General features: G+C 51.0%; 21 protein-coding genes and 1 pseudogene. 7 read left to right on the top strand and 15 right to left on the bottom strand.

What is annotated here, in order from left to right:
• Positions 1 to 112: 112 nt before the first annotated feature.
• Complete coding sequence (locus LVJ88_RS10815) at positions 113 to 1,210, top strand: FlxJ family methyltransferase (protein WP_085419013.1); 1,098 nt, start codon at positions 113 to 115, stop codon at positions 1,208 to 1,210.
• Positions 1,211 to 1,344: 134 nt separating this feature from the next.
• Here the strand turns inward: LVJ88_RS10815 and LVJ88_RS10810 are convergent, their stop codons facing one another.
• From LVJ88_RS10810 to LVJ88_RS10760, 11 genes are all read right to left on the bottom strand, one after another.
• Entirely contained in the window at positions 1,345 to 5,007 is a 3,663-nt protein-coding gene (locus tag LVJ88_RS10810) for a VWA domain-containing protein (RefSeq protein ID WP_244694159.1), read from the bottom strand.
• Between the two features lie 540 nt (positions 5,008 to 5,547).
• Complete coding sequence (locus LVJ88_RS10805; RefSeq protein WP_054600595.1) at positions 5,548 to 5,856, bottom strand: PepSY domain-containing protein; 309 nt, start codon at positions 5,854 to 5,856, stop codon at positions 5,548 to 5,550.
• Between the two features lie 327 nt (positions 5,857 to 6,183).
• Positions 6,184 to 7,056: an MlaA family lipoprotein gene (locus LVJ88_RS10800; protein ID WP_082403081.1), complete on the bottom strand. Its 873-nt coding sequence runs from the start codon at positions 7,054 to 7,056 to the stop codon at positions 6,184 to 6,186.
• Positions 7,053 to 7,331, bottom strand: coding sequence for an STAS domain-containing protein (locus LVJ88_RS10795; protein WP_085356168.1), 279 nt, complete (start codon positions 7,329 to 7,331; stop codon positions 7,053 to 7,055). The genes LVJ88_RS10800 and LVJ88_RS10795 overlap by 4 nt, the downstream gene beginning before the upstream one ends.
• A gap of 3 nt (positions 7,332 to 7,334) precedes the next feature.
• Positions 7,335 to 7,934 (bottom strand): MlaC/ttg2D family ABC transporter substrate-binding protein, encoded by a 600-nt coding sequence (locus LVJ88_RS10790; protein WP_085356169.1) that lies wholly within the window; start codon positions 7,932 to 7,934, stop codon positions 7,335 to 7,337.
• 34 nt (positions 7,935 to 7,968) lie between these two features.
• The gene (mlaD, locus tag LVJ88_RS10785) at positions 7,969 to 8,478 is read right to left on the bottom strand and encodes an outer membrane lipid asymmetry maintenance protein MlaD (RefSeq protein WP_085418359.1); all 510 of its coding nucleotides are present in this window, start codon (positions 8,476 to 8,478) and stop codon (positions 7,969 to 7,971) included.
• 20 nt (positions 8,479 to 8,498) lie between these two features.
• Positions 8,499 to 9,275, bottom strand: a complete 777-nt coding sequence (gene mlaE / locus LVJ88_RS10780) for a lipid asymmetry maintenance ABC transporter permease subunit MlaE (RefSeq protein ID WP_054600603.1) — start codon at positions 9,273 to 9,275, stop codon at positions 8,499 to 8,501.
• Between the two features lie 162 nt (positions 9,276 to 9,437).
• The gene (locus LVJ88_RS10775; RefSeq protein WP_054600599.1) at positions 9,438 to 10,244 is read right to left on the bottom strand and encodes an ABC transporter ATP-binding protein; all 807 of its coding nucleotides are present in this window, start codon (positions 10,242 to 10,244) and stop codon (positions 9,438 to 9,440) included.
• A gap of 377 nt (positions 10,245 to 10,621) precedes the next feature.
• Positions 10,622 to 11,932, bottom strand: a complete 1,311-nt coding sequence (locus tag LVJ88_RS10770; protein ID WP_085360820.1) for a sensor histidine kinase — start codon at positions 11,930 to 11,932, stop codon at positions 10,622 to 10,624.
• A 243-nt stretch (positions 11,933 to 12,175) separates the two neighbouring features.
• Positions 12,176 to 13,492 carry an amino-acid N-acetyltransferase gene (gene argA / locus LVJ88_RS10765; protein WP_085418360.1) on the bottom strand — a complete coding sequence of 439 codons (1,317 nt, stop codon included), beginning with the start codon at positions 13,490 to 13,492 and terminating at the stop codon, positions 12,176 to 12,178.
• Between the two features lies 1 nt (position 13,493).
• Complete coding sequence (locus tag LVJ88_RS10760; protein WP_054600605.1) at positions 13,494 to 13,970, bottom strand: MJ0042-type zinc finger domain-containing protein; 477 nt, start codon at positions 13,968 to 13,970, stop codon at positions 13,494 to 13,496.
• A 381-nt stretch (positions 13,971 to 14,351) separates the two neighbouring features.
• Here LVJ88_RS10760 and polA point away from each other — a divergent pair, with 381 nt between their 5' ends.
• Both polA and LVJ88_RS10750 read left to right on the top strand, forming a co-directional pair.
• The gene (gene polA, locus LVJ88_RS10755) at positions 14,352 to 17,135 is read left to right on the top strand and encodes a DNA polymerase I (protein WP_085418361.1); all 2,784 of its coding nucleotides are present in this window, start codon (positions 14,352 to 14,354) and stop codon (positions 17,133 to 17,135) included.
• A gap of 51 nt (positions 17,136 to 17,186) precedes the next feature.
• The gene (locus tag LVJ88_RS10750; protein ID WP_198941575.1) at positions 17,187 to 18,080 is read left to right on the top strand and encodes a hypothetical protein; all 894 of its coding nucleotides are present in this window, start codon (positions 17,187 to 17,189) and stop codon (positions 18,078 to 18,080) included.
• 328 nt (positions 18,081 to 18,408) lie between these two features.
• On the opposite strand, the pseudogene LVJ88_RS10745 reads toward LVJ88_RS10750, so the two are convergent.
• Positions 18,409 to 18,573, bottom strand: a pseudogene (locus tag LVJ88_RS10745) (diaminopimelate decarboxylase); the annotation flags it as partial.
• 261 nt (positions 18,574 to 18,834) lie between these two features.
• Here LVJ88_RS10745 and LVJ88_RS10740 point away from each other — a divergent pair.
• The 4 genes from LVJ88_RS10740 to LVJ88_RS10725 all read left to right on the top strand — a co-directional run bounded on the left by LVJ88_RS10740 (position 18,835) and on the right by LVJ88_RS10725 (position 21,182).
• Positions 18,835 to 19,458 carry a hypothetical protein gene (locus tag LVJ88_RS10740; RefSeq protein WP_096777399.1) on the top strand — a complete coding sequence of 208 codons (624 nt, stop codon included), beginning with the start codon at positions 18,835 to 18,837 and terminating at the stop codon, positions 19,456 to 19,458.
• A 76-nt stretch (positions 19,459 to 19,534) separates the two neighbouring features.
• Positions 19,535 to 19,738 carry a hypothetical protein gene (locus LVJ88_RS10735; protein ID WP_143773657.1) on the top strand — a complete coding sequence of 68 codons (204 nt, stop codon included), beginning with the start codon at positions 19,535 to 19,537 and terminating at the stop codon, positions 19,736 to 19,738.
• A gap of 115 nt (positions 19,739 to 19,853) precedes the next feature.
• Entirely contained in the window at positions 19,854 to 20,693 is an 840-nt protein-coding gene (gene prmC, locus LVJ88_RS10730; protein WP_085418362.1) for a peptide chain release factor N(5)-glutamine methyltransferase, read from the top strand.
• 141 nt (positions 20,694 to 20,834) lie between these two features.
• Positions 20,835 to 21,182 (top strand): DUF805 domain-containing protein, encoded by a 348-nt coding sequence (locus LVJ88_RS10725; protein WP_085418363.1) that lies wholly within the window; start codon positions 20,835 to 20,837, stop codon positions 21,180 to 21,182.
• A 209-nt stretch (positions 21,183 to 21,391) separates the two neighbouring features.
• On the opposite strand, the gene LVJ88_RS10720 is transcribed toward LVJ88_RS10725, so the two are convergent.
• From LVJ88_RS10720 to LVJ88_RS10710, 3 genes are all read right to left on the bottom strand, one after another.
• A complete protein-coding gene (locus LVJ88_RS10720; RefSeq protein ID WP_085356178.1) occupies positions 21,392 to 22,951 on the bottom strand; it encodes a SulP family inorganic anion transporter in 1,560 nt (519 codons plus the stop codon).
• 32 nt (positions 22,952 to 22,983) lie between these two features.
• Positions 22,984 to 23,682 carry a carbonic anhydrase gene (locus LVJ88_RS10715; RefSeq protein WP_085356179.1) on the bottom strand — a complete coding sequence of 233 codons (699 nt, stop codon included), beginning with the start codon at positions 23,680 to 23,682 and terminating at the stop codon, positions 22,984 to 22,986.
• A 697-nt stretch (positions 23,683 to 24,379) separates the two neighbouring features.
• Positions 24,380 to 25,012, bottom strand: a complete 633-nt coding sequence (locus LVJ88_RS10710; protein WP_085418364.1) for a TIGR01621 family pseudouridine synthase — start codon at positions 25,010 to 25,012, stop codon at positions 24,380 to 24,382.
• Positions 25,013 to 25,018: the final 6 nt, after the last annotated feature.

Here is a 25,018-nt window from a genome sequence, read left to right as displayed (position 1 = left end):
TTGAGGCCGTCTGAAATGTTTAGCGAAGCCCGCAAGCTCGCTTTCAGACGGCCTCAATGCGGCTGTTGTTTGCCGTTTCATCTTAATTTTCTATTTATTGATTTGATACGTTATGAAGTTATTTCCTGCTTTAGAAAAACGTTATTCCAACGAGCAGCTTTCTGCCGGCGATGCACAGCGTTTGGCACAAGAGATTGCCTTTGCGCCGGTTGTGTTCCAAGTGTCGCGGCTGATGGTGAAGTTCGGCATATTCGACCGCCTGATTGAAGAGCGCAACGGCATGACGCTGGATGAAATTGCCCGCAGTGCCGGTTTGAGCCGTTATGCGGCGCAAGTGTTGCTGGAATCTTCGCTAACCATCGGCACCGTGCTGATTCAGGGCGACCGTTACTTTATCTCTAAAGCAGGCTGGTTTTTAACCAAAGACAAGATGGCGCGCGTGAACATGGATTTTGTGCATGAGGTGTGCTATCAGGGCTTGTTTGATTTGGAAGCCACTTTGTTAAACGGCAAGCCCGAAGGGTTGAAAGTGTTCGGCGATTGGCCCACGATTTACGAAGGGCTGTCGCAGCTGCCTGAAACGGCGCAGGAAAAATGGTTTGCGTTCGACCATTACTATTCCGACAATTCGTTTGCCGAAGCATTGGAAATCGTATTTTCCCGACCGGTTAAAAAGTTGCTGGATGTCGGCGGCAATACCGGCCGCTGGGCGGTGCAGTGTGTGGCTCACCGTGCCGACGTTGAGGTAACGATTATGGATTTGCCCCAGCAAATCGGCCTGATGCGCAAAGCGGTGGCGGGCAAAACCGGCGAAGAACGGATTCACGGCCACCCCGCCGATCTGCTGGATGCCGAAGTGCCGTTTCCCACGGGTTTCGATGCGGTTTGGATGAGCCAGTTTCTCGACTGTTTCTCCGAAGAAGAAGTAATCTCCATTTTGAGCCGTGCCGCCCGTTCGATGGGTGCGGAGACCGACCTCTATATCATGGAGCCGTTTTGGGACAGGCAGAAATATGAAACCGCCGCCTATTGTTTGGCTCAAACCAGTGTCTATTTCACCGTAATGGCCAACGGCAACAGCAAAATTTATCATTCAGAAGACATGATCCGCTGTGTGGAACACGCCGGTTTGCAAGTGGTGGAGATACACGACAAATTAGGCAGGGGACACAGCATTCTGCGGTGCCGTAAAAGTTCATCCGGCAAGTAAACTTTATTCTGCCAAGATATCAGTTTATTGGCTTTAATCATTAAGGCGTGCCGGTCAAGCGGATGCCGTTAAAAAAGTATGAGGCCGTCTGAAAACTTTTTCAGACGGCCTTTGCGTTGCTTTAAAGCCGGAGCTTAGATAACGGCAGCGGTGTAAGCGTTGTCGTCGTTGTACACGGCTGCGTCGCTGTTTGCATAAACGGCTGCTTCAACGGCATTCACCGAACCGCCGGCCGCAGAAACAGGCAGAACGCTGTCGAGTGCGCTGTCGAGCGAACCGGTGCTGCTGTCGAGCAGGCCGTCTGAAACGGCGTTTGCCGTTGTTTCGGATGCGGCGGGCAGGTTGTTGCCGTGCACTTCGACAGCCGGGCCGGTGTGTTCGGCCACGGTGGTCGAACCCAAAGCGGTAACGGCTAAAACAGGCTCGGTGCTTTCGACGCTGCTTGTGCTTGCGGCAACACCGGCCAGTTTGGCCAATTCGGCATTGGTCATGGTGCCGTCGGCGAACACAAACGAGGTAACGGCGGCATCTGCTTTGTCGGACTGGTTGGCAATGGTCAGCGTGTCGGCGGTTTGACCGTTAACCGAAATCACCCAGTCTTGCATGCCGTTGCTGTTGGTAACGGCCTGTACGCTGATATTGCCCATCGAAATGCCGTTGAAATGCACGGTATTGCTGCCTTGGTTGTCGTAAATCACATCGTGGCCGTAGCCGATGCCGAAGTGGTAGGTATCGTTGCCTGCACCGCCGTAGAGTTTGTCGTTACCGCCCAATCCGTTGAGCGTGTCGTTGCCTGCGCCCGATCTGATTTCGTTGTCGAGGCTGTTGCCGGTGATTTTATCGTCGTAGGCGCTGCCTGCCACGTTTTCGATAAAGTCGGTTTTGGCGGTGCCGCTCACGGTGGTGGAAAGCTTGCCGATGTCGCCTTCCAAAATCGGTTCGATTTGGCCGGGCGTGCGATCGGCGGCGGTATCGGCTACTTTGGTGCCGTCGAAGGCAATCGGTTCGAGCGCGTCTTTGGAGTAAATGCCGCCGAAGCCGATGGCGTGGGAAACGATTTTGTGTTTAATGGCAAAATCTTCCCATTGGAGCTGGCGGGGCATTTGAACCGGTGTATTGGGGTAGCCGTCTGAAAGGAACATGGAGAAGTTTTGTCCGTTTTCGTGGAATATGCTGCCGCGGTTGCTGATAAAGGCAGCTTCGGCCGTATCCAAAGCGGAATAGTAGTTGGTGCTGCCGGAAGCATACAGGGTGTTGATGGCGGCAACGGCATCGGCTTTGTTCATCCATGAATCCATGCCGTTGAACTGCACATAACCCCAACTATTAAAGCCGATGATGCGGATGGCAATGTCGCCTACTTGGCCGTATTTGTCGATGAGTTCAACGGCGGCTTTTTGGGCGTTGACCATATTCTGCCCCCACATGCTGCCCGAGGTGTCGATGATCAGCATCAGGTTGGTTTTGTCGCCGTCGCCGCCGGCTACGCCACGGCTGCCGCCTGCGCCGATTTGGATGGTGGTGTCGCTGCCGATATGGCCTTTAAATGCGCTCAAATCGAGTTCGACGCCTTCTTTGGCGTTGCTCAACACGATGGTATCGGTGTCTTTGCCGCTGCCGCCGTCGATGATGGTTTTTTTGCCTTTGCCTTCGATGACGAAAAGGTCGTTGCCGTTGCGGCCCACCAAAACGTCGTTACCGTCGGCACCGTTCAATTCATCGCCGGTATTGCCGCCTGAAATGTAGTCGTTACCGCTTGAGCCTTTGAGCGTGATAACGGTTGCGCCTTCTTGTTTCACGTTGTCGGCCAGCAAATCTCGATAGCTTAAATCTTTGATTTCTTGGCTGACGGCATTATCGTCGGTGGCCGATACGATGTTGTCGAGCACTTCGGCTTTACCGTAGGCAGATGTGCCGTCGGCATTTTCCACTCTTACCGACGGGGTAACGGAATGGCTGTCGGTGAGGGTGCTGGCTTCTTTAAAGCGCAGCGTGCCGTTGCCGCTGATGATTTCCAAGCCTTTGAGGGCGGCAAGGTTTTTCACTTCGATAACCACATGGCTGCCGATGTCTAAATGTTTCACATTTTTGAGCTGGTCTTCGCTCAGAGTGACGGTTGTCGGCTCGCTTTCGTCTTTGATGCGTAAGGTGCCGACACCGTCGCCGTTTACGCTCAAGCCTGCCAGTTGCTCGGCACGCAGCGTTACGTTGGAAGGCATTTCGATTTTTTCAATGCTTTCCAAAACGGTACCGCTTAAATCGGTGGTGCCGAATACATACAGCGTGTCGCTGCCTTCGCCGCCGCGCAGCACTTCTCCGTTTGCCGCCTCGCCCCAGTTTTTACCGTTCAGGTTGGCAAGCGGTTCGCCCAACACTTTGTCGTAGGCCGGATTGGTTGACTGGCTGCCGGTGGTTAAGTCGCCTGCAATGATAAAGTTGTCGTTACCGTCGCCGCCTTCGATCACGTCTGTACCGGCTCCGCCGCGCAGGGTATCGTTGCCGCCGAGACCTTTCAAAGTATCGTTGCCGTTGCCGCCAACGAGCACATCATCGTTTTCGGTGCCGATAAGGGTTTGGTCTTCATCGGGATTGGCGGATGAGCCGTTGAGTGTGTTCCACAGCTCGGCCGCAGTGTAAAGGCCGTCTGAAAACTCGAATCGGGCAACGGTTTCGCCGGCTTGTGTTTGGTTTTGGATGGTGAGCGTGTCGCCGCTGTTTTTGAGGCTCACAACCCAATTGCCGTCGGTTTCGGTAACGGTAATGTCGTTCACGCCGATGTGTTCACCGAAGCGCACGGTATTGCTGCCCATGCCGTCTGAAACGGTGTCATGGCCATAACCTTTGGCGAACACATAGGTGTCGTTACCGCTGCCGCCTTCGAGCTTGTCGTTACCGTTGCCGCCGTCAAGTAGGTCGTCGCCTTTGTCGCCGCGCAGAATATCGTTACCGTCGCCGCCGTAGAGTACGTCGTTGCCGTCGCCCGCCATCAGCAGGTCGTTACCGTCCATGCCGTTTAAGGTGTCGTTACCGCGGCCTGCGCTCAGTCGGTTGTTTCCGCTGTTGCCGGTGAGTATGTTGTCGGCGTTATTGCCGAAAGCGTAAGTGTTGCCGCTACCGGTTAAGGTGATGTTTTCGACATTGCGCGAAGCGGTATAGGTTACGCTGCTGTAAACGGTGTCGGTGCCTTCGCCGGCTTCTTCGATTACGGTGTCGTTTACGTTGTCAACGTAGTATGTATCGTCGCCTGCTTGACCGCGCATCACGTCTTTGCCTTCGCCGCCGTCGAGCACGTCATCGCCCGCGCCGCCGAAGATGTTGTCGCGGTCGGCACCGCCGTAAAGTTTGTCGTTACCTTCGCCGCCGTCGATGGTGTCTTCACCGGCCTGACCGTAGATGCTGTCATTGCCGCGACCGCCGTTCAGACGGTTGTAGTTGTCGTTACCGGTAATCACGTTGTCTTCGTTGTTGCCGGTGCCGTTGATGCGGGCATTGCCGGTTAGGGTAATGTTCTCGACATGGCGCGGGGTAGTGTAGCTGACACTGCTGTAAATAGTGTCGGTGCCTTCGCCGGCATTTTCAACCACGGTGTCGCCTGCGCCTTTGATGTAGAAGCTGTCGTTGCCTTGACCGCCGTACATGGTATCCATGCCGGACTGGCCGTGAATGGTGTCGTTACCGGCCATACCGTAAATAACGGTTTTGCCGGTGCTGCCGTACAGCACATCGTCTTGAGAAGTCCCTTGCACGACCACGGCCGGATCGGCATTGCGGGTTGGAATGTTGGTGTTTTCGCTCATAACAATCTCCTTAGTAGATAAAGTAACAGGGGGGGTAAAACGGGATTGCTCTTGGTGGCGTGTATTAAGGATATTTTTATTTTCCAGCGATATTATCCCGAGCGGTTCTAATAATGAATAACTGATATTCAAATATTTTTATATTTTTTATGTAAAATATATTTAATTAATATTTTTATATGTAAACTATAAATTTTAAATTTATTTTATTTTATTAATATTATGATTTTTAATAGATAAAATAATTTATCGGTATAATATTTATATTCAATAATCTTATTGGATATTTATGAAAAATTTAATTTGAATATTTATTTGAGTAAATTGTGTATGTTTTATACTTCAGTATAAGTTTGTTTGATTGTGATATTTTTAGAAAAATAATTTAATGTATTGTTTTTTATATAGAATCATATTATTTTTATGTTGAAATCATTAAAAATCCCGCTGTGGCGTAAATGCCTCAGCGGGATGGTTTGCTGCTTCAAATTGCCGTAAGCAGCGTTGCTTATTTAGTTGTTTTTATTTTTAACTGTATGATTAAATATGGTATTTTTTGTTTTTGGTTTTAACGGCCAGCACTTTGCCGTTATCGGCATCCACAATAACATTGTGTTCTAAACCGTTGGCAATCACTTCTACTTCATAGCGAGAACCGGTGTAGTAATCGTATTCGAATTCCACTTCTTTTGCGTAGCCGCCGGTATGAGCAACGGCCGCCGCAACCGCTTCTTTTCCGGAAACCGGAGCAAAAAAACCTAATGAAAATATGCCGATAAACACGGCAGCCACAACCGACAAGGCTATGAGAAAAGCCACGCCGCTCAGTATTCTTCTTACGGTAAACATTATGATACTCCTCACCACATGAGATAAATAATGGGATGAGGCATATATTAAAAGCTCAAAGTTAGTAGAAAATTAGGCAAATATAAATATAAAAGAAAGGTCTTTAAGTGATTTGATTTTCAGACGGCTTATATAGTCAATCAATACTTTTTACTACAACATTGCTGTGCTTATTACCCGTACTGCTTTGCGGCCTTATATCAAAAAGTGTTTATAGACAATAGATCCTGTTGGCAACCCGCTTTAGAAAAGCCCGGCGCTATTTACAGTATTCAAAAAACAATACTGTAAATAGCGCCGGGCTTTCCTACACTTAATTTATAGACTTTAATGCTTGGCTATACCGCCTTCCGGTTCCCACAAAGTCAACAGTTCGGCTTGCTCCGAAGACACATCCAAACTGCTGCGCGGCAGATCGGTTACGGCAGCTTCAGATTCAACCGGCACATACTCTTGGGTTCCGGCAGCATTCTGTTCTTCACCGACCAAGTCATCGATATCGATGTCGTCTTCACTGCCTTGCGGCAACTTGGCACCCGTTTGCTGGGCGCGCATTCTCATGAAAATATCGCGGGTGTAGGCATATTTATCGATTGCGGCATCTTGCAGGCTGTCGGTTAAATCGAGATAACGGTCGCGTGTATCGACCGCACCGACAACCGTAGAACCGATACGCCCTGCGCTGGTTTCAAAAATAGCGTTTTTTACCGGATACGCATAAGTGATGGTTGAGCCGATACTGTCGCGTAAAGTAGAAGGGCCGGTTAGCGGGTAAACAAAATAATTGCTGTTTTTCCAACCCCACGAAGCAAAGGTATCGCCCAAGTTGTTTTTGTTGTTGGGAATACCGCCCGCATCGGCAATGTTAATCAAACCGCCCAGGCCAAAGGTGGTGTTGATGCCTACGCGCACAAAATCTTCGCTGGCGCGTTTAATGTCGAGCCGCAGCAGATTGCTGCCCATGCTTACCACATCGCGCAAGTTGTCGAAAAAGTTGGTTACGCCCTTGCGCACCGGCCGGGGGGTAACGGCTCGGTAACCCCGTGTTACCGGTGTCAGCACATATTTATCGGCCGTGTCGTTGATTTTGAACATCACACGGTTGTAAGGCTCGTAAGGGTCGGCCGGATTGCGCTCCGCCCATACGGGCTGAGACAACGCCAAAACCGCCACTGCTAAACAAATATTCTTTTTACTCATGGGTTGACCCATTCTTTGATTTCATACAATTCGGCCAATGCCGCCACCGAATCGGGAAGCCCCTGTAAGGCTATCGACGACGGTTTGACGCGCAATGCAGTCAGCAGCAGTGACACGCAGGAAGAGTCGGCACGGCTCACTTGCGAAAAATCGACCGTATGCGTTTCGTTAAGACGGCATTGCTGCTCGAAGCGGCCGTAAGCGGCAGAAGTAACCGTTTTCACGGTTACTTCGCCTTTCACATGCAGTACACCGCCGCGTACTTCGGATTCCATGGCTTATTTGCCGCCGTTTTTGGATTTCAGTTCGGCAATCAGGCCGTCGATGCCTTTGCTCTTGATGGTTTCGCCGAACTGGTTGCGGTAAACGGTTACCAAGCTCGCACCTTCGATGGCCACGTTGTAAGCACGGTATTTATTGCCGCTTTGGTAAGTGGTGAAATCCATATTCACGGGCTTGCCGCCTTGGGGGGTAACTTCGGCACGCACAATGATTTCTTTACCGCCGCGGTTTACGACGGGGTTGTCTTTAACGACCACTTTGGCATTCTTGAACTTGATCATCGTGCCTGAATAGGTGCGGATAAGCAGCGTTTGAAACTCTTTCGACAATGCTTGCTTTTGTGCTGCTGTGGCTTCGCGCCACGGATTGCCGACCGCCAGCGCAGTCATGCGTTGGAAATCGAAATAGGGCAGGGCATAGTTTTCGGCCTGACGGCGCACGGCGGCATCGTTTCCGCCGTTGGCGTTTTTAAGGATGCTCAATACTTGTGTGGCATTGGTGCGCACTTGGCTGACGGCATCGGCAGGCGCGGCAACTGCAAGATTGATGCTCAAAACGGCCATGCCCAATGCGGTGAATAAAGATGACTTTTTCATAGATTCTTTTTTTCCTGTTGAAATAATAAACGGATTATTCGGTTTGTGTTGTTCCGGCTTCTGCGGCATCCGAACCGCCTGAATTTTTTTCGGCGAAGTTGGTCATGAATTTGCCGATCAGGTTTTCCAACACCATTGCGGAACCGGTAATGGTAATGGTGTCACCCGCAGCCAGATTTTCCTCGTCGCCGCCCTGCTGCAAACCGATGTATTGTTCGCCCAACAGGCCGGAAGTAAGAATTTGTGCCGAAACGTCGCTGCTAAATTGGTATTGGTTGTTCAAATTCAAGCTCACTTTGGCCTGATAGGTTTTAGGGTCGAGCTTGATGCCGCCCACGCGGCCGACCAACACGCCGGCAGCTTTCACCGGTGCATTGACTTTCAAACCGCCGATATCGGTAAAATCGGCATATACCGTGTATGTTTGCCCCGAGCCGCCGCCTACCGCCGCGCCGCCTGCCACGCGGAAAGCGAGAAAACCGACGGCGATTACGCCCAATAAGACAAACAAACCTACCCAAAATTCCAAAACATTCTTTTTCATCATATTACTCGTTATATCTGTTATTCAGTAAACATCAGTGCGGTAAGGATAAAATCAACCGCCAGCACGGTTAATGCCGAAGAAACAACGGTTCGGGTGCTTGCCCGCAAAATACCTTCCGAGGTAGGCACGCAGTGAAAACCCTGATGTACGGCAATCAAAGTAACCGCCACTCCGAATACCGCCGATTTAATCAAACCGTTAACCACGTCGTATTGCAGCGAAATATTGCTCTGCATCTGCGACCAAAAAATACCGCTGTCCAAACCCAAATACTGCACGCCGATCAGGTATGCGCCGTAAATGCCGGCCACATTGAAAATCGAAGCCAGCAGCGGCATCGACAATACGCCCGCCCAAAAGCGCGGCACTACAACGCGGGCAACGGGGTTAACGGCCATCACGTTCATGGCTTCGAGTTGTTCGGTGGTTTTCATCAGGCCGATTTCGCTGGTCATTGCTCCGCCCGCGCTGCTGGCAAAGAGAATGGCCGCCAATACGGGGCCCAACTCGCGCAACAGGCTTGCCGCCACCATAAAGCCGAGTACGTCGGCCGATTTGAACTTGGAAAGCTGCGTATAGCCCTGCAAGCCCAGCACCATGCCCACAAACAGGCCGGACACGGCAATAATCAGCACCGACAATACGCCGGCAAAATACATTTGCCGCACGCTCAAGCGAAAGCGGGTTAACGCCGTGCCCGATTTGCCGAGTATCTGTAAAAAAAACAGACACACGCTGCCGAGTGCGCGGATAAAGTGAAGGGTATTTCGCCCTATGGTTTGGATAAAATTCATCATTTCTTTTACATTAATCTTTTTCAGACGGCCTCATGCCGTTTGGCAAGATACGCTGTGTAAACTGTTACGGCATCTTCCGATACCGGTATAAACAGATTTGATTGCGTTCACATTCGCATCATGGTGTGTTCAGACGGCACAACAGGCCGTCTGAACAACTTATTTCGCACCCAGCAAATCCTCACGCAAATCTGTTTGCGCCGGATAGCGGAACGGCACGGGGCCGTTGGGCAGGCCGCCGATAAACTGCTGCACCCACGGAGAATCGAGGCTGCGCATTTCTTCGGGCGAACCGGAAAACACAATCTCGCCGTGTGCCAAAAAAATCACTTGATTCACAATCGCCAACGATTGCTCGATATCGTGCGTTACCATCACACTGGTGGAGCGCAGAGCTTTATTGGCACGGCTGATCAAATGGGCAATCACACCTAGAGAAATCGGGTCGAGACCGGTAAACGGCTCATCGTAAATCATGATTTCGGGGTCGAGCGCAATCGTTCTGGCCAGAGCGACGCGCCGTGCCATACCGCCGGAAAGTTCAGACGGCATCAGCTTTTCTATGCCGCGCAAACCGACGGCGTTCAACTTCAATATAACCAAATCGCGGATAACCGCTTCGGGCAGTTTGGTCAGCTCACGCATCGGGAAAGCCACATTGTCGAACACCGACAAATCGGTAAACAGCGCGCCGTGTTGGAACAGCACACCCATACGGCGGCGGTGTTCGTAAAGCTCTTCGGCATTCAGCTTGGCCAAGTCGCGCCCTTCCACCAGCACTTGCCCCTGCTGCGGATGAATCTGGCCGGTAATCAGGCGCATCAGCGTGGTTTTGCCGCTGCCCGAACCGCCCATTACGGCTGCAAAGTTACCTTGTTGGATAGTGAAATTGATGTTTTGAAGAATCGGGCGGTCGCCATAGGCAAACGCCACGTTTTTCATTTCAATGAAGGGGGTGGTGGTCATGCGTGTGATGTGTGTTGAAAGAAATGCATTTTAATAACTTAAGGGTGGCATGGGCAATTTTTCAGACGGCCTTTTCATGCAAAAATACACTACTGTATGTAAATTACTGAAATCATTCTGCTTATCGATGAATGAAAATAAGGCAAAAAATACAACAAGCTAAATCATCGCGCGATGAACGGCATGATTAAGATTTCAGACGGCATCTGCGGATATTATGCGGCAGAACGGTTGTTGATGCCCCCTTCAATGCGCACGGCAATATGACAATTTTATGCTTTGTGAATGAAAAATACGATAAGACTTTTGCAAAACCCCGGATGTAGATGCAGTGCAGAAGTGCACCGAAGATGGGGATTTTGCAAAAGTCTCGTGTGTTAACAACCGCAGTTTACACCGCCTTGAGGCAGCCATACACTTACCTTCAAACCTTGCCCGAAGCGGGACGAATCCGATAAAGAAATGGTGCCGCCGTAGCGTTCCGCAATTGTTTTGGCAATCGACAAACCCAAGCCGCTGCCTTCGGTGCCGCTGCCGAGCACGCGGTAAAACGGGTCAAATACACGCTCGCGCTCTTCGGGCGGGATGCCGGGGCCGTTATCTTCCACTTCCAAATACAAACCGCGGCCGTCCACTTTCGCCGTCAGATCCACCCTGCCGTTTTCGGGGGTGTAGAGAATGGCGTTTTCCAACAAGGTTTTGATTAATGTATAGATTTCGGTTTCATCCACGCAGATTTCTTTGCCTTCGCAATCTGCACCCAAATCTATGTTTTTTCCTTCTGCCAGCGGATATAAATCCTGCACCAAACGTTGGCAGAATTTAGCCAAATTAATGTTTTGGGTGGTATGGTTTTCGTGTGCCTGCGCCCGTGCCATAGAAAGCAGTTGTTCCAAAAGACGGCGGTTGCGGCGGATGCCCTCGCGCAAGTCGTCCACCAATGCCGCCGTATCTTCGGGCAGCCCTTTGCCCGACAAACGCTCCGCCTGTAAAGACAATGCCGTCATCGGTGATCTCAATTCGTGTGCGGCATCGGCAATAAAGCGTTGCTGCTGGCGTATGCTTTCGCCCACTCTTTGCAACAAATGGTTGATGGCTTCGGTAAAGCCGAAAATTTCCATGGGGATTTTATGGGTGGACAATGGAGAAAAGTCATTATCGCTACGGTTTTCCGCCTGCTCCGACAAACGCGAAATCGGTCTTAAGCTGAGATGGATAATCAGCATGGTCAGCAACACGGCAACCGGCACCAATGCCAGCAGCGGTAACACGGCAAACCAAGCACTGTCGTAAGCCACGTCGTCGCGGAATTCGGTTTCTTGGATAAAGGCCACAAGCGTACCGTCTTCATAACGGTGGATATAGGCGCGGTAAGGCTTTTTTTTCTGCTTGTCGGTGGTATCGAAAAAACCTTCTTCGGCATCGAGCGGAATATTGAAGCGGCTGTTGTCGTTAACGGGTTGGATGTAAACGCGGGTATCGTTATCGATATCGGTATAACCCGCTTCTTCGGGCAATTCGTCTTTTCTGGTGAGCAGCGCGGCCTGCTTGAGCATATCGTCTTGCAGTTCCTCTGCTTCTTCAAACATGGTGTAGAACGTAACCACCCCTGAAATCAGCGCCGTGGCGAGAATAATCAGGGTAAGAAAAACAGAAAGGCGTGCCTGAATAGATGGGTGGCGAAACATAAATCGTGTATCTTCTCGGTGGTATTTCAAAACAAGCGGCGGTTGTGCCGCTTGCCGCAAAAGCATTTTTCAGACGGCCCCAACCAAGCGCAAGGATTGCGGATCGAGGGCAGGATAAGACATTTTCGCAAGATAATATCGTGTAGAAATTAGGTGTTCGTTAGGCACAAGGTGCAATGGATACAAACAGCCGTTTTTTTGAATATTTTATTTATATAGTGTTCATGATTGACACCATACGCCCTAAGATATCGAATACACAAACACTTTCGACTGCCGCTTGCTTTGATGGTATTCGTGTTGGCGTTCAAGCGGCAGCTGTTCCGGAGAGGCCGTCTGAAAACCGCGCTCGAGAAACCATTCGCCGGTATGGGTGGACAAAGCAAACAATCTGTTTATGCCGCGGCTGCGTGCTTGGTTCAGCAGGTGTTCGAGCAGCAGCTCGCCGTAACCGCTGTCTTGCGCTTCGGGCGATACCACCAAACAGGCCAGCTCGCCCGACGTTTTTTCGCTAAAGGTTTTCAGGGCAACGCAACCGTAAATTTGGCGGTCGTGTTCCAAAACCGAAAACTCACCGATATGGTTTTCGAGATATTCGCGGCTGCGGCGCAACAGAATCCCTTGATCTTCCAGCGGGCGTACCAATGCGGTTATGTCGGGGATATCGCTGCTCTGCGCCTGACGGATACTCATAAAAGCATTGCGTGCCAACGATGTGCCTACACCGTGGCGGGTAAACAGTTCGGCAAGCAGGCTGCCGTTGTGCGAACCGCTGAGAATTTGTGTGCGCTGCACGCCGTTTTCCACGGCGTTAACGGCAGATCGCAATAGGCGGTGCTGAGCGGGGTGTACGCTGCCGCTTTCCAGCAAACTGCGGGCTTCTTGGGCAGACAAATTGGACAACACTTGGCCGCCTGCATCGAGTATGCCTTCGTGCTCCACCATATAGATTAATTTTTCGGCCTGAAGGGCAATGGCTGTGCTTTCTGCAATATCGCCCATGCTGAGATTGAATGTTTTGCCGCTCAACGAGTGCCCCAGAGGGCTGATCAGCACAAGCGCGCCTTCATCAAGATTTCGCCTTATGTTTTCGGTGTTGATTTTACGCACTACGCCGGTGTAGCCCATATCGATGCCGTCTATCACGCCGAGCGGGCGGGCCGAGACGAAGTTTCCGCCGGCAATATTCAGAGGTTTGCCGCGCAAAGGGGTTTGCGAAAGACCGAAAGAAAGCGCGGCTTCGATATCGCTGCGTACTATGCCGCAAGCCTGTTTGGCATACACCAATGCGGTTTCGTCGGTGATGCGGCGGCCGTTGTGGTATTGCGGCGCGATACCGGCCGCTTCCGACAATACGTTGATTTGCGTGCGCGAACCGTGCACCACCACCAAACGCACACCCAAGCCGGCAATCAGGTTCAAATCGGCGGCGAGTGCGGGAAGTGACGGGCCGGAAAGCAGGCTGCTCGATATGCCTACTACCAGCGTTTTGCCGCGCAAATAGTGGATATACGGCGCGGCTTCCCGAAAGTCGCGGATAAAATCAACGGATGCGGTCATCTCAGTTTAACAGTAACACCAAGTAAAAAAGCTGCATAATCAATACCGTTAACGCCACCAAAGTGGCCAACGTCCAGTTAAAGCCGTCTTTTCTCAGCTCTTGGGCAGGCATCGGCGCAGGCCCCGGTATCTGCGGCGGCTGCGGTTTGGATGCGCTTTTCATTTTAACGGCGGTGGCGGCTTTGGCGGAATTGCGGGCATCGCTCACCAGCATATTGTCGAGCAGGTCGGCAATTTCATTTTTCGACAAAGTTTTGCGCGTACGCACCTGCGGGCCGATGGAATGCACGAGTTTGGTATCGGTAACGGCGTTCAACAGCAGGCTGGGGTCGATGTTTTTCGGTGTTTCGGCAATATGGTTTTTGGCCTGAAACAAGCCTTCGCATTTACGGCAAACCACGAAACCTTGCGCAACATTCAGTTGCGTATCTTTAACCCACAAACGGGTTTTGCAGTGAGGACAGACGCAGACGGGCATAGTGTTGTAATTGAACGTTATTATTAAAGGATTGGGCATTTTAAGGTTTTTCAGACGGCATGGGAAGCAAGCCGGGGCTGACGGTAGGGATTGGGGGCTGTTCGGTGTGATTTGTGTGTTTTTATTACCTATGGCTATGAAATTTAGCCCGTGTGCGGTGTGAGTTTGCCTTGTTTCAAAACAGCGTTTCGCCGCCGTTTTTTTGAATGGAACGAAGCATGGGTAGTGCCAAACCAATCTGTCTAAGGCCGTCTGAAAAGTGAGGGTTCATGTTTTTCAGACGGCCTTGAATCGATAGGGAGGCAATCGCCCCGTCCGCCGCCGTTTCTGATTGATTCCGTTATAATCCACCCATCTATAACCTTTTCAGACGGCCTTACCATGTCCCAAACCCTTCTTCTTGTTGACGGCTCTTCCTATCTCTACCGCGCGTTTCATGCCATGGCACCGCTTACCGCGCCCGACGGCACGTCCACCGGCGCGCTTTACGGCGTGCTCAACATGCTGCGCCGCCTGCGTGCCGATTATGTGCACGACTATTGCGCGGTGGTGTTTGATGCCAAAGGCGAAAATTTCCGCCACAAGATGTATCCCGACTACAAAGCCACACGCCCGCCGATGCCCGACGAACTGCGCCCGCAAGCCGAAATGCTGCCCGAACTGGTGCGGCTGATGGGCTGGCCGGTGCTGATTGTGCCGGATGTGGAAGCCGACGACGTGATCGGCACGCTGGCCAAGCAAGGCGAGGAAGCGGGCTGGAACGTGGTGATTTCCACCGGTGATAAGGATATGGCGCAGCTGGTGTCCGAGCACGTTACCCTCGTCAACACCATGAGCAACGAAAAGCTCGACATTGAAGGCGTGAAAAACAAATTCGGCGTGCGCCCCGACCAAATCATTGATTATCTGACCTTAATCGGCGACAAGGTGGACAACGTGCCGGGCGTGGACAAATGCGGCCCCAAAACCGCCGTGAAATGGCTGGATCAATACGGCACGCTGCAAAACGTGATGGAGAATGCGTCTGAAATCAAAGGTAAAGTCGGCGAAAACCTGCAAGCCGCGCTGCCGCAGCTGCCCCTGTCTTACCAACTCGTGACCATCAAAACCGATGTGGATTTGCACGGCGATCTTTCAGACGGCCTCGAAAGCCTGCGCCGCACCACGCCGAAATGGTCGCAACTGGCGGTGGAATTCAAACGCCTCAACTTCCGCACTTGGCTGAAAGAAGCCGAAGAGCGCATGCACGAAGGCAACAGCGATTTGTTCGGCGTGGCGCATATCGGCGAACAGGCTGCGCTTGCTGCCGAGAGGCCGTCTGAAAAGGAAATAGGCATCGTCCAAGCCCCTGAAACGCTGGATTATCAAGCCGTTACCGCCGAAAGCCAATTCGCCGCCCTGCTGAGCAAATTGTCGCAAGCCGACACCATCGGCATCGACACCGAAACCACCAGCCTCAACCCGATGGAAGCCCAGCTCGTCGGCATCAGCATCGCTTTCAAAGCAGGCGAAGCCGTGTATATCCCGCTCGGCCACACACCCACCGCCGCGCCCGAACAGCTTGATTTGCAAGACGTATTAGGCCGTCTGAAACCCCATTTGGAGAATGCCTGTCTGAAAAAAATCGGCCAAAACCTCAAATACGACCAACACATTTTCGCCAACTACGGCATTGAGCTGAACGGCATTGCCGGCGATGCCATGCTTGCATCTTATATTATCGAAAGCCACTTGGGGCACGGCCTCGACGAACTTTCCGAACGCTGGCTCGGCCTGCCCACCATCACCTACGAATCCCTGTGCGGCAAAGGTGCCAAGCAGATTTCGTTTGCCGATGTCGGCCTCGAACAAGCCACCGAATACGCCGCCCAAGATGCCGATTTCGCCCTGCGTATCGAAGGCTGGCTGAAAGCACAAATGGACGAAAAACAGCTGGAAATGTATCAAAACATGGAGCTGCCCGTGGCCCAAGTGCTGTTTGAAATGGAGCGCAACGGCGTACTCATCGATAAAAACGAACTCGCCCAACAAAGCCATGAACTCGGCACCCAACTGCTGGCACTGGAGCAGCAAGCCTACGAAGCCGCAGGCCAGCCCTTCAACCTCAATTCGCCCAAACAATTGCAAGAAATCCTGTTCGACAAAATGGGCATTCCCACCAAAGGGCTGAAAAAAACCGCGTCCGGCGGCATTTCCACCAACGAAGCCGTGCTCGAACAGCTTGCGCTCGACTACCCGCTGCCCAAAATCATCTTACAAAACCGCGGCCTGGCCAAACTCAAGTCCACCTACACCGACAAACTGCCCGAAATGATCAACCCGCACACCGGCCGCGTGCACACCACCTACGCCCAAGCCGTCGCCATCACCGGGCGGCTCGCCAGCAACAACCCCAACCTGCAAAACATCCCCATCCGCACCGAAGAAGGCCGCCGCGTGCGCCGCGCCTTTACCGCCCCCGCAGGCAGCGTAATCGTGTCCGCCGACTATTCCCAAATCGAACTGCGCATCATGGCACATTTAAGCGGCGACAAAACCCTTATCGAAGCCTTTAAAAACGGCGAAGACATCCACCGCCGCACCGCCGCCGAAGTGTTCGGCGTCGCCCAAGAGAACGTGAGCAGCGAACAGCGCCGCTACGCCAAAACCATCAACTTCGGCCTCATCTACGGCATGGGCCAATACGGCCTCGCCAAATCACTGGGCATTGACAACCTTTCCGCCAAAAACTTCATCGACCGCTACTTCGCCCGCTACCCCGGCGTGGCCGACTACATGCAGCGCACCAAAGAACAAGCCGCCGCCCAAGGTTACGTAGAAACCCTGTTCGGCCGCCGCCTCTACCTGCCCGACATCCACAACAAAAACGCCAACGCCCGCGCCGGAGCCGAACGCGCCGCCATCAACGCCCCCATGCAAGGCACCGCCTCCGACCTCATCAAGCGCGCCATGATCGCCGTGCGCAACTGGCTCGTTTCAGACGGCCTCCAAAGCAAACTCATCATGCAAGTGCACGACGAATTGGTGCTGGAAGTGCCCGAATCAGAACGGGATTTAGTGAAAACAAAACTGCCCGAGATTATGGCCGGCGTGGCCAATGGCATGCTGGGCGTGCCGCTGGTGGCCGAAGTGGGTGTGGGGGAGAATTGGGAAGAGGCGCATTGATTTGCCGTAGGCCGGATCGACTTTTATTAAACTGACTAAAAAGGAAACAATATGAGTAATAGCAATGGAACACGATGGTGGGAAAACTATTTAGTCCGCTATTTAGTACCTTCAATTGCCGGAATGTTTATTTTAATGTGGTTTAATCAGCATATTAAAATTAGCGAAGATGGGGTGTTGATAAATTATTTTAGTTTTAGTGGATATGAAGTATTGGGAGCTAATTTAAGTGTTGGTAAGCAAGGAATCATAGAAGCTTATTTACCCATGTTGAAATTTGGTAGCGCAGATAAATTTAATACAGCCAGCTTAGTTGGTTGGTTGTTATTCGGTACATTATATTGCTATATCGCTTCTTATCCGGTTTTGGTTATTCATGCAATCAGACATTTACTTATGAATGAGCCGAAAAGAATACTTTATTGTAAAACCTTAATAATTATTTTATTTTTAATGGCAATTATTTCAGGTTTATTTCAAATCTTAGGGTTTGGGATAAGTGCAATAGGATATTTTTTGTTTCCTGTATTGTTGTTTTCGTATATTTTAATACATTTATTATGTAAAGAATTTAACTCATATAAAGAGCACTTAATGAAATTAGCTATACAGAGAGGGAAAAAAGGTGAAATAACCAAAGAGTTTACAGAATCATATAAGCATTTGAGAGAGCACGGCAATACAGCTCTGATATTGCTTTTAGAAATATTGCTTGCCATTATTATTTGGCATACTTTGAATTTTGAGATTAAGCAAGAAATATTGCCGTTTTCTTTAGTTTCTTTTGTTATATGTATTTGGGTTTTTCCGGCAGCTTTAGTATATTTCTATGCCCATCGTTTAGAGGGTGCCGTTGTTCACGGAGAGTTAGGAACAGAAACAGGGTCAGGAAAAGATACAGAGTCAGGAAAAGATACAGAGTCAGAAAAAGATAAAGAGATGTAAAGAAAAGCTAAAAAGCTTATCCACCGGCTCTAAGTAGCAAGTCGTAGTAAACAGTAGCCTGCATGTAGGGTGTGTACCTTTGACGCGCGCGCGTTGTTTGCCGATCTGAACTAAAACCGCGTGCGTGGCTATGCCACACACCCTACCGGTGCATTGATCAAGTTCTCATAGGTCGGATACTTGTATCCGACTTTTCGCTAATGTATTGATCAAGCCTTGAGAAGCAATAAGGCCGTCTGAAAATAAACCGCCCTTTAAACTTTGGGCAATTCATTTTCAGACGGCCTTATCACATCTCAACGATTTAAAACGCTATGGCCGATATTCGTTATAAACAGGCTTGTTCGTTGGCAAGTTGCTGTTCGATGGTTTCGCGGCGGCGGATGAGTTTGGCTTCTGCGCCGTTTACCAACACTTCGGCGGCGCGGTTGCGGGTGTTGTAGTTGCTGGCCATGCTGCTGCCGTATGCGCTGGTGTTGCGGATGACGAGTAGCAAGCGTAGATAGGATACTTGCATCCGACCTACTGCCGTTTATATCTCCATCAAGCCCAACTCCAAGTGTCATTTCCGTGCCATACGCACACGCCGTTAGCATATCCACTCCCCAAGCCGTCTGAAATATTCTGTTCAGACGGCCTATTGTTGTTCAAGCCGGATTATCCGGTTATGGTGGCGGTTTCATTCTTCAAACCTACATTTACATACATTGTGGGTATAATTCTCCCTATTTTTCCATCGCATTACTTGCCATTCATGAAAGCTTGTTTTTACTGCGCCCTGCTTGCGCCGGGCTTAACCGCCTTTCCCGCCCATGCCGTTACCTATATCTGTAAAGACGGCGGGCGGGCGGTTTATTCGTCTGAAAAAATCAACAGCAGCTGCAATCCTTCCAAAATGGACGGCGGCAATCTTGCTGCTTCGCCCAACGATACCGAAGAGCAAACGGTTCCTTCGGATGCGGGAGCGGCACCGAAAACGGAGCAGAACCAAATCGAAACGATTTGGCCCGTTGAAAAAACCGATGCTTACGATGATATTAAAATCGACCCGAATGCGCCTGTTACTTCGGTAACGAACACGGCCGATGCGGCCAATCCTTCTATGGAAATCAAGCTGCGAAATCAAAAGGCCAAAGCGGCGCGCAGGCCGGTGATTGTTGTGCCGAAAGTGACTACCGCGCCGGCGCAACAGCAGATGTCGCGCCATCAGATTCTGCAAAACGAAATCCGCTCCGAGCAAACGGCGTTAACCCGTGCTCAGGCTCAGTTGGCGGTGGCGCGCAAAAAAGGGGAGCAGGCCAAAATCGCCCGTTTGGAACGCGATATCCGCGACCGTGAGGCGAGCATCCGCGCGATGAAAGCGGAGATGAAACGCTGAATATCCGTAGCGGGCAGGGCGGTTAAGTTGAACGAACAGATGCGCAAACGCTTTTTTCATGTGGCGTTAAAGAAGCATGAGACTTTTGCGGGCGCAGACTATCCAATGCAAGGCTAAGCGGGCGGGCGGCGCACAATACAGAAATATGCCGCAGATAGGCAAAGCCTCGCCTATTTCAGACGGCCTGCTTATATGTAGGGCGGGTATCTTTGCCCGCCCTACATGCCGTTATGTGTCGCCCGATTGCCATTTGTCTGCCGCCGCATATTTCATCGTGTGAATAAAGGTGGGCGGGGATATGCCTGCCCTGCAATGTTTATCGGATTTCTTTTCAGACGGCCTTATTGTGTTTCTTTATAATATCAGCCTTCCAACCTTAATACAGGCCGTCTGAAATGTCTCAAACCATCACGGGGTGGCTGAATCGCTGCCCGCTGCCCAAACTCGAAGCGAGGATGCTGTTGCAACACTGCACCGGCCTGACCCGCGCCCAGTTGGTTACGCGCGGAAGTGATGTGCTGGATGCCTCAACCCTACAAACATTGGATGCGCTTGCCGAACGCCGCTGCAAGGGCGAGCCGATGGCTTATATTTTAGGCAGCCGCGAGTTTTACGGCCGTTTGTTTCACGTTAACCCGCATGTGCTGATTCCCCGCCCCGAAACCGAGCATTTGGTCGAGGCCGTGCTGGAGTATCTGCCGCAGGGCGGAAAGGTGTGGGATTTGGGCACCGGCAGCGGCGCGATTGCCGTTACCGTGGCATTGGAAAGGCCGGATGCCGCCGTGCGTGCTTCCGATATCAGCCCGCAGGCACTGAACACCGCCGAACACAATGCGCGAAGGCTGGGTGCGGACATCGAATGGGCTGTCGGCTCGTGGTTTGAAGCGGGCAGGCCGTCTGAATACCATGCTTACGATATTGTGGTTTCCAATCCACCCTACATCGAAGCGGAAGACCGGCATTTACATCAAGGCGATTTGCGCTTCGAGCCGCAAACCGCGCTCACCGATTTTTCAGACGGCCTCAGCTGTATCCGCATTTTGGCGGCAGGCGCAGGCATGTATCTGAAACCCGGCGGCATGTTAATGATAGAGCACGGCTACGATCAGGGCGCGGCAGTGAGGGCGATATTTGAACAAAACGGCTTTGAGTCGGTTGAAACCCGCCAAGATTTGGCAGGGCTGGACAGGCTCACACTGGGGCGCATCGGATATCTTTCCAAGCATGATGAATAAAATCCATCTGTCATCGCAACTTTTTGATAAATAATTAATAAAAATGATGGTTTGTGAATAGGTTTGTTATAATCGCGGCGATTGTGCTTGAACAATCGGTAGTTTCCGCTCAACAAACCTTAATAACATAGGAAGATAACGATGAATTGGTATTTGGAAGTATTAAAGAAATATGCGGTTTTTAACGGACGTTCGCGCCGCCAAGAATACTGGATGTTCACCTTATTCAACATTATTGCCTCTATTATTTTTTCAACTTTAGACAGCTTGCTGGGCACCAATATCTTTGCATTGCTGTACACGCTGGCAGTGCTTCTGCCCAGCATCGGCGTCAGTATCCGCCGCCTGCACGACATCGGCCGCAGCGGTTGGTGGCTGCTGCTGAGCTTCATTCCCGTTATCGGCGCCATCGTATTGATCTACTGGGCCTGCCAAGACAGCCAACCGGGCACCAACGAATACGGCCCCAACCCCAAAGGCGTGGCTTAATTCTGTTTCGGCAATACAGGCCGTCTGAAAAAAGCACCGCATGCAGCACTGGAAAAAAGTGTTGCATGCGGTGCTTTTTTCAGACGGCCTATACATTTGCCAGTCGCCATTTGCGGCGCATTTCTGTGTTGTATGTTGCCCGCTGGCTTGGCTATACAAAGGTCTCAGGTTTCAAGTTTCGGCCTGAAAGCAGGCCGTTGTTTAGCAGTCTAAATCGTACTCTTATGGGCTACGCGCACATGGGTGCTGTAATTATTGCCTTCTTCGTCGTATTGCGGTTTAAACCCTTTCAAAATCACATCGATGTTGTGTTCTTTAGCGAAGATGTTGGCAAAATCCTCAATCAGCTCCAATACGTCGCTGGCAATGTATGAGGAACGCTCGGCATTAATCGTGATTTTTGAATGCGGGCGCACGTTTTTCAGGGTTTTCTTAATCGCCGCTTTGTTGAGAAACGATACTTCCTCGGCTAAATCAAGCGTTATTTCGTCGGCATTGGCCAGCTCTTCGCGGTTGAGGTAGTAAGCCCGTTTCATATTGGCCTGCAAGATAAAGAATACGCTGATGGCCAAACCGATGCCCACGCCTTTGAGCAGGTCTAGTGATACCACGGCAATCATGGTGGCCATAAAGGGGATAAACTGATACAGCCCTTTGTGCCAGAAATGCATGATGGTGGCAGGCTTGGCCAGCTTGTAGCCTACCAGCAGCAGCACGGCGGCCAGTGTGGCGAGCGGGATTTTATTCAGCAATACCGGAATCAGCAGCACGCATACCAGCAATAAAAGGCCGTGGATGATGGTAGAGAGTTTATGCGTCGCACCTGCGCCTGCATTGGCCGAAGAGCGTACGATCACCGAAGTCATGGGCAGGCCGCCGATGAGCGAGCAGGCGATGTTGCCTATGCCTTGTGCGCGTAATTCTTGGTTGGTATCGGTAATGCGGCGGCGCACGTCCAAGCGGTCGGAAGCTTCAATACATAAGAGCGTTTCGATAGAGGCAACGATGGCGATGGTGATGCCGGTAATCCATACATAGCTGTTGCCGAAGCCCGAAAAATCGGGAAAGGTAATCAGATTGGCAAAGTCTTCGGCGGTTTGGGGAATGGGCAGCTGAACCAACTGACCGGCGGGAATAGCCAAACTGCTGCCTGCGGCAATAAAGGCTTCGTTCATGGCGATGCCGGCGGCAACGGCGATTAAGGCTGCGGGCAGCACTTTGATGTTTTTCAGGGCGGGAACTTTGTCCCAGCCGATGAGAATGAACATTGAAACGGCGGCAACGATGAGTGAGCCGGTGTGGATGTGGTTGAACATATCCAAGCCCAAGCTGCTTGCGCCGCTTCCGAAAGCATAGGGCAGCTGTTTGGCGATAATAATGATGCCGATGCCGGCGAGCATGCCTTCGATGACCGAAGCGGGAATATATTCGGCGATACTGCCTGCGCGTAAAAAACCTAAGGCAAGCTGGAAAATACCGGCCACCAAAGCGGCGCACAGAAACAGTTCAAACGAGCCGAGCTGGGTAACGGCAGCCAAAATAATGGCCGCCAAGCCTGCGGCAGGGCCGGAAACGCTGATATGGGATGTGCTCAAAAAACCGACGACGATGCCGCCGACAATGCCGGAAATAATCCCCGATAAGGGAGGCGCGCCCGAAGCCAAGGCAATGCCGAGACACAAGGGCAGAGCCACAAGAAATACAACCAAACCGGCAGCAAAATTCGATTTGAACAGGCCGCCGATACCTTGTTGTTGAAGATGATTCATTTAATTAATACTCCTGATGTGTGCGGCGGCGGTTAACCGTTGGCTACTTTTTTTGTGACGGCCAATTCTGCATTGACTGCCCATTTGGAATCGGTAAGGTCGTAGATTTTGTGGATGTCGTTCACAATCGAAGTCAAATCGATACTCAAATCTTTCAGACGGCCTGTACGCAGATCAAACACCCAGCCGTGCACGGTAGGCAGCCCGCCTTCGGCATAACGTTCCTGCACGCAAGGCATTTTGATGACGTTGAGACATTGCTCTTGAATATTCAACTCAACCAAGCGGTCGTAGCGTTCGTCTTCGTTTTCAATCTGATCCAACTCTTCCTGATGGATACGGTACACATCGCGGATGCTTCGCAGCCACGGGTTCATCAGGCCGTAGTCTTGCGGCAGCATGGCGGCACGCACGCCGCCGCAGTTATAGTGGCCGCAAACGATAATGTGCTTTACTTTGAGATGGGTAACGGCGTATTGGATGGCGGAAGAAGCATTTAAGTCGATGCCGTTCACCAGGTTGGCTACGTTGCGGTGCACGAAAACCTTGCCCGGGTCCAAACCCATCAGTTCTTCTGCGGCTACGCGGCTGTCGGAACAGCCGATATAGAGATATTCCGGCATTTGGGTTTCGGCCAGTTTTTCAAAATATCGGGGATCTTGCTGTTTCTTTTTATCGGCCCAGCGTTTGTTGTTTTCAAAAATAACTTGATAAGAAGATGTGTCGATCATGTCATACCTCTCTTGTGTGTGGTGTTAAAAAATACAGCTTGAAATCATCCCGACAGCCCTGCCGTTTCGTTTGCAGCATATTGTTGCTGCTTGTGGCATGACGGCTATCAGATAAAAATTATCGATTATTCTAATAAAGCTACTTTATTGGATTGAATAAAATGCTTTATGAAAATAAATTACTTTTATTGTGTGGAGCAGAGTTTGTTGCAGAAGGCGGGTTAAAGCACGTCTGCAGCCCTAATATGACTTTGCGATTTTTAATATTTTTTATTTCGAGATTGAACGGCGTAGCCGAATCATTGATTTATTTGCCATCTAGGCATTTTTTTATATTTTTTTCAGGAGAGATAAGACGGATTGGAAACGGAAGAAAAATACCCGTTACCGATAGGGAGGGGATTCTAGAGGAAAAAATTTAGCCGAAAATTAGCAGTTTGAAAATTAATTTCAATCATTGTTTAACAAATGAAAAAAAGTTACGGAGAGTGTAGGAGGCTAGGATGAGTGGTTGTTCGTATAAACCGGGCGGTTGGCAGGAGAAACGGAAATGCTGTCGAAGAGACGATATATAGTCGGCTAACTTAATTTTTACTGCGGTGTTGATACACCTCGGCTCAAGTTTTACGGCATCCGAATCCAATATCTCAACCGCCGCTTTTGTGAACAAAGAGCATTGCCGGCACAGGGAGAGGTTTTACAAAGGTTGCAGGCCGTCTGAAAAATAAGGCAGCCACATTTCATCGGTTGGTGCGGTAATGTCGAAATCTTCGCCTTGATAGTTGAAGCGCAGATTTAGGGCGTGAAGAAACAGGCGCGGAGCCGGCGTGCCGCCGTACAGGGTGTCGCCCAAAATCGGGCTGCCTATGCTTTTGAGCGCAACGCGGAGTTGGTGTGTGCGGCCGGTTTGCGGGTGCAGTTCAAACAGCCTGATACCGGGCACGGCACTGCGGCTGCAAAAATCGGTAACGGCGGGGTGCTCGTTTGAACGGGTGAGTTTCCATGTGCCGCGTCGGGATTTTTCCATACCGCCTTTAATGCGGCCTTGCTTTTTCACCGGCTTGCGGTCACTTAGGGCGATATAGGTTTTGTGCATTTTGCGTTCGGCAAACTGCCGTGCCAGCACCGATGCGGCAGCTTCGTTTAAAGCCAGCAGCAGCACGCCGCTGGTGGGTTTGTCTAAGCGGTGAACCAGCCAAACGCGTTCTACATTCAGTTGTGCGGCCAGTTGGCGGGTGAGGCCGTCTGAATCTTGATCCTGATGTACAGACATATCGGCCGGTTTGTTGATGGCGATAAAATCGGAATGACGGAATAAAACGGAAAACATGGCTGA

Source organism: Neisseria dumasiana (assembly GCF_022870885.1).
GTDB lineage: Bacteria > Pseudomonadota > Gammaproteobacteria > Burkholderiales > Neisseriaceae > Neisseria > Neisseria dumasiana.
The sequence above is the reverse complement of the archived record's forward strand: the minus strand, read 5'-3'. Positions and strand labels throughout refer to the sequence as shown.

Excerpts from the sequence above, each read along its gene's own strand:
- LVJ88_RS10815 (WP_085419013.1), top strand. The coding sequence starts at position 113 with ATGAAGTTATTTCCTGCTTTAGAAAAACGTTATTCCAACGAGCAGCTT.
- LVJ88_RS10810 (WP_244694159.1), bottom strand. The coding sequence starts at position 5,007 with ATGAGCGAAAACACCAACATTCCAACCCGCAATGCCGATCCGGCCGTG.
- LVJ88_RS10805 (WP_054600595.1), bottom strand. The coding sequence starts at position 5,856 with ATGTTTACCGTAAGAAGAATACTGAGCGGCGTGGCTTTTCTCATAGCC.
- LVJ88_RS10800 (WP_082403081.1), bottom strand. The coding sequence starts at position 7,056 with ATGAGTAAAAAGAATATTTGTTTAGCAGTGGCGGTTTTGGCGTTGTCT.
- LVJ88_RS10795 (WP_085356168.1), bottom strand. The coding sequence starts at position 7,331 with ATGGAATCCGAAGTACGCGGCGGTGTACTGCATGTGAAAGGCGAAGTA.
- LVJ88_RS10790 (WP_085356169.1), bottom strand. The coding sequence starts at position 7,934 with ATGAAAAAGTCATCTTTATTCACCGCATTGGGCATGGCCGTTTTGAGC.
- mlaD (WP_085418359.1), bottom strand. The coding sequence starts at position 8,478 with ATGAAAAAGAATGTTTTGGAATTTTGGGTAGGTTTGTTTGTCTTATTG.
- mlaE (WP_054600603.1), bottom strand. The coding sequence starts at position 9,275 with ATGAATTTTATCCAAACCATAGGGCGAAATACCCTTCACTTTATCCGC.
- LVJ88_RS10775 (WP_054600599.1), bottom strand. The coding sequence starts at position 10,244 with ATGACCACCACCCCCTTCATTGAAATGAAAAACGTGGCGTTTGCCTAT.
- LVJ88_RS10770 (WP_085360820.1), bottom strand. The coding sequence starts at position 11,932 with ATGTTTCGCCACCCATCTATTCAGGCACGCCTTTCTGTTTTTCTTACC.
- argA (WP_085418360.1), bottom strand. The coding sequence starts at position 13,492 with ATGACCGCATCCGTTGATTTTATCCGCGACTTTCGGGAAGCCGCGCCG.
- LVJ88_RS10760 (WP_054600605.1), bottom strand. The coding sequence starts at position 13,970 with ATGCCCGTCTGCGTCTGTCCTCACTGCAAAACCCGTTTGTGGGTTAAA.
- polA (WP_085418361.1), top strand. The coding sequence starts at position 14,352 with ATGTCCCAAACCCTTCTTCTTGTTGACGGCTCTTCCTATCTCTACCGC.
- LVJ88_RS10750 (WP_198941575.1), top strand. The coding sequence starts at position 17,187 with ATGAGTAATAGCAATGGAACACGATGGTGGGAAAACTATTTAGTCCGC.
- LVJ88_RS10740 (WP_096777399.1), top strand. The coding sequence starts at position 18,835 with ATGAAAGCTTGTTTTTACTGCGCCCTGCTTGCGCCGGGCTTAACCGCC.
- LVJ88_RS10735 (WP_143773657.1), top strand. The coding sequence starts at position 19,535 with ATGAGACTTTTGCGGGCGCAGACTATCCAATGCAAGGCTAAGCGGGCG.
- prmC (WP_085418362.1), top strand. The coding sequence starts at position 19,854 with ATGTCTCAAACCATCACGGGGTGGCTGAATCGCTGCCCGCTGCCCAAA.
- LVJ88_RS10725 (WP_085418363.1), top strand. The coding sequence starts at position 20,835 with ATGAATTGGTATTTGGAAGTATTAAAGAAATATGCGGTTTTTAACGGA.
- LVJ88_RS10720 (WP_085356178.1), bottom strand. The coding sequence starts at position 22,951 with ATGAATCATCTTCAACAACAAGGTATCGGCGGCCTGTTCAAATCGAAT.
- LVJ88_RS10715 (WP_085356179.1), bottom strand. The coding sequence starts at position 23,682 with ATGATCGACACATCTTCTTATCAAGTTATTTTTGAAAACAACAAACGC.
- LVJ88_RS10710 (WP_085418364.1), bottom strand. The coding sequence starts at position 25,012 with ATGTTTTCCGTTTTATTCCGTCATTCCGATTTTATCGCCATCAACAAA.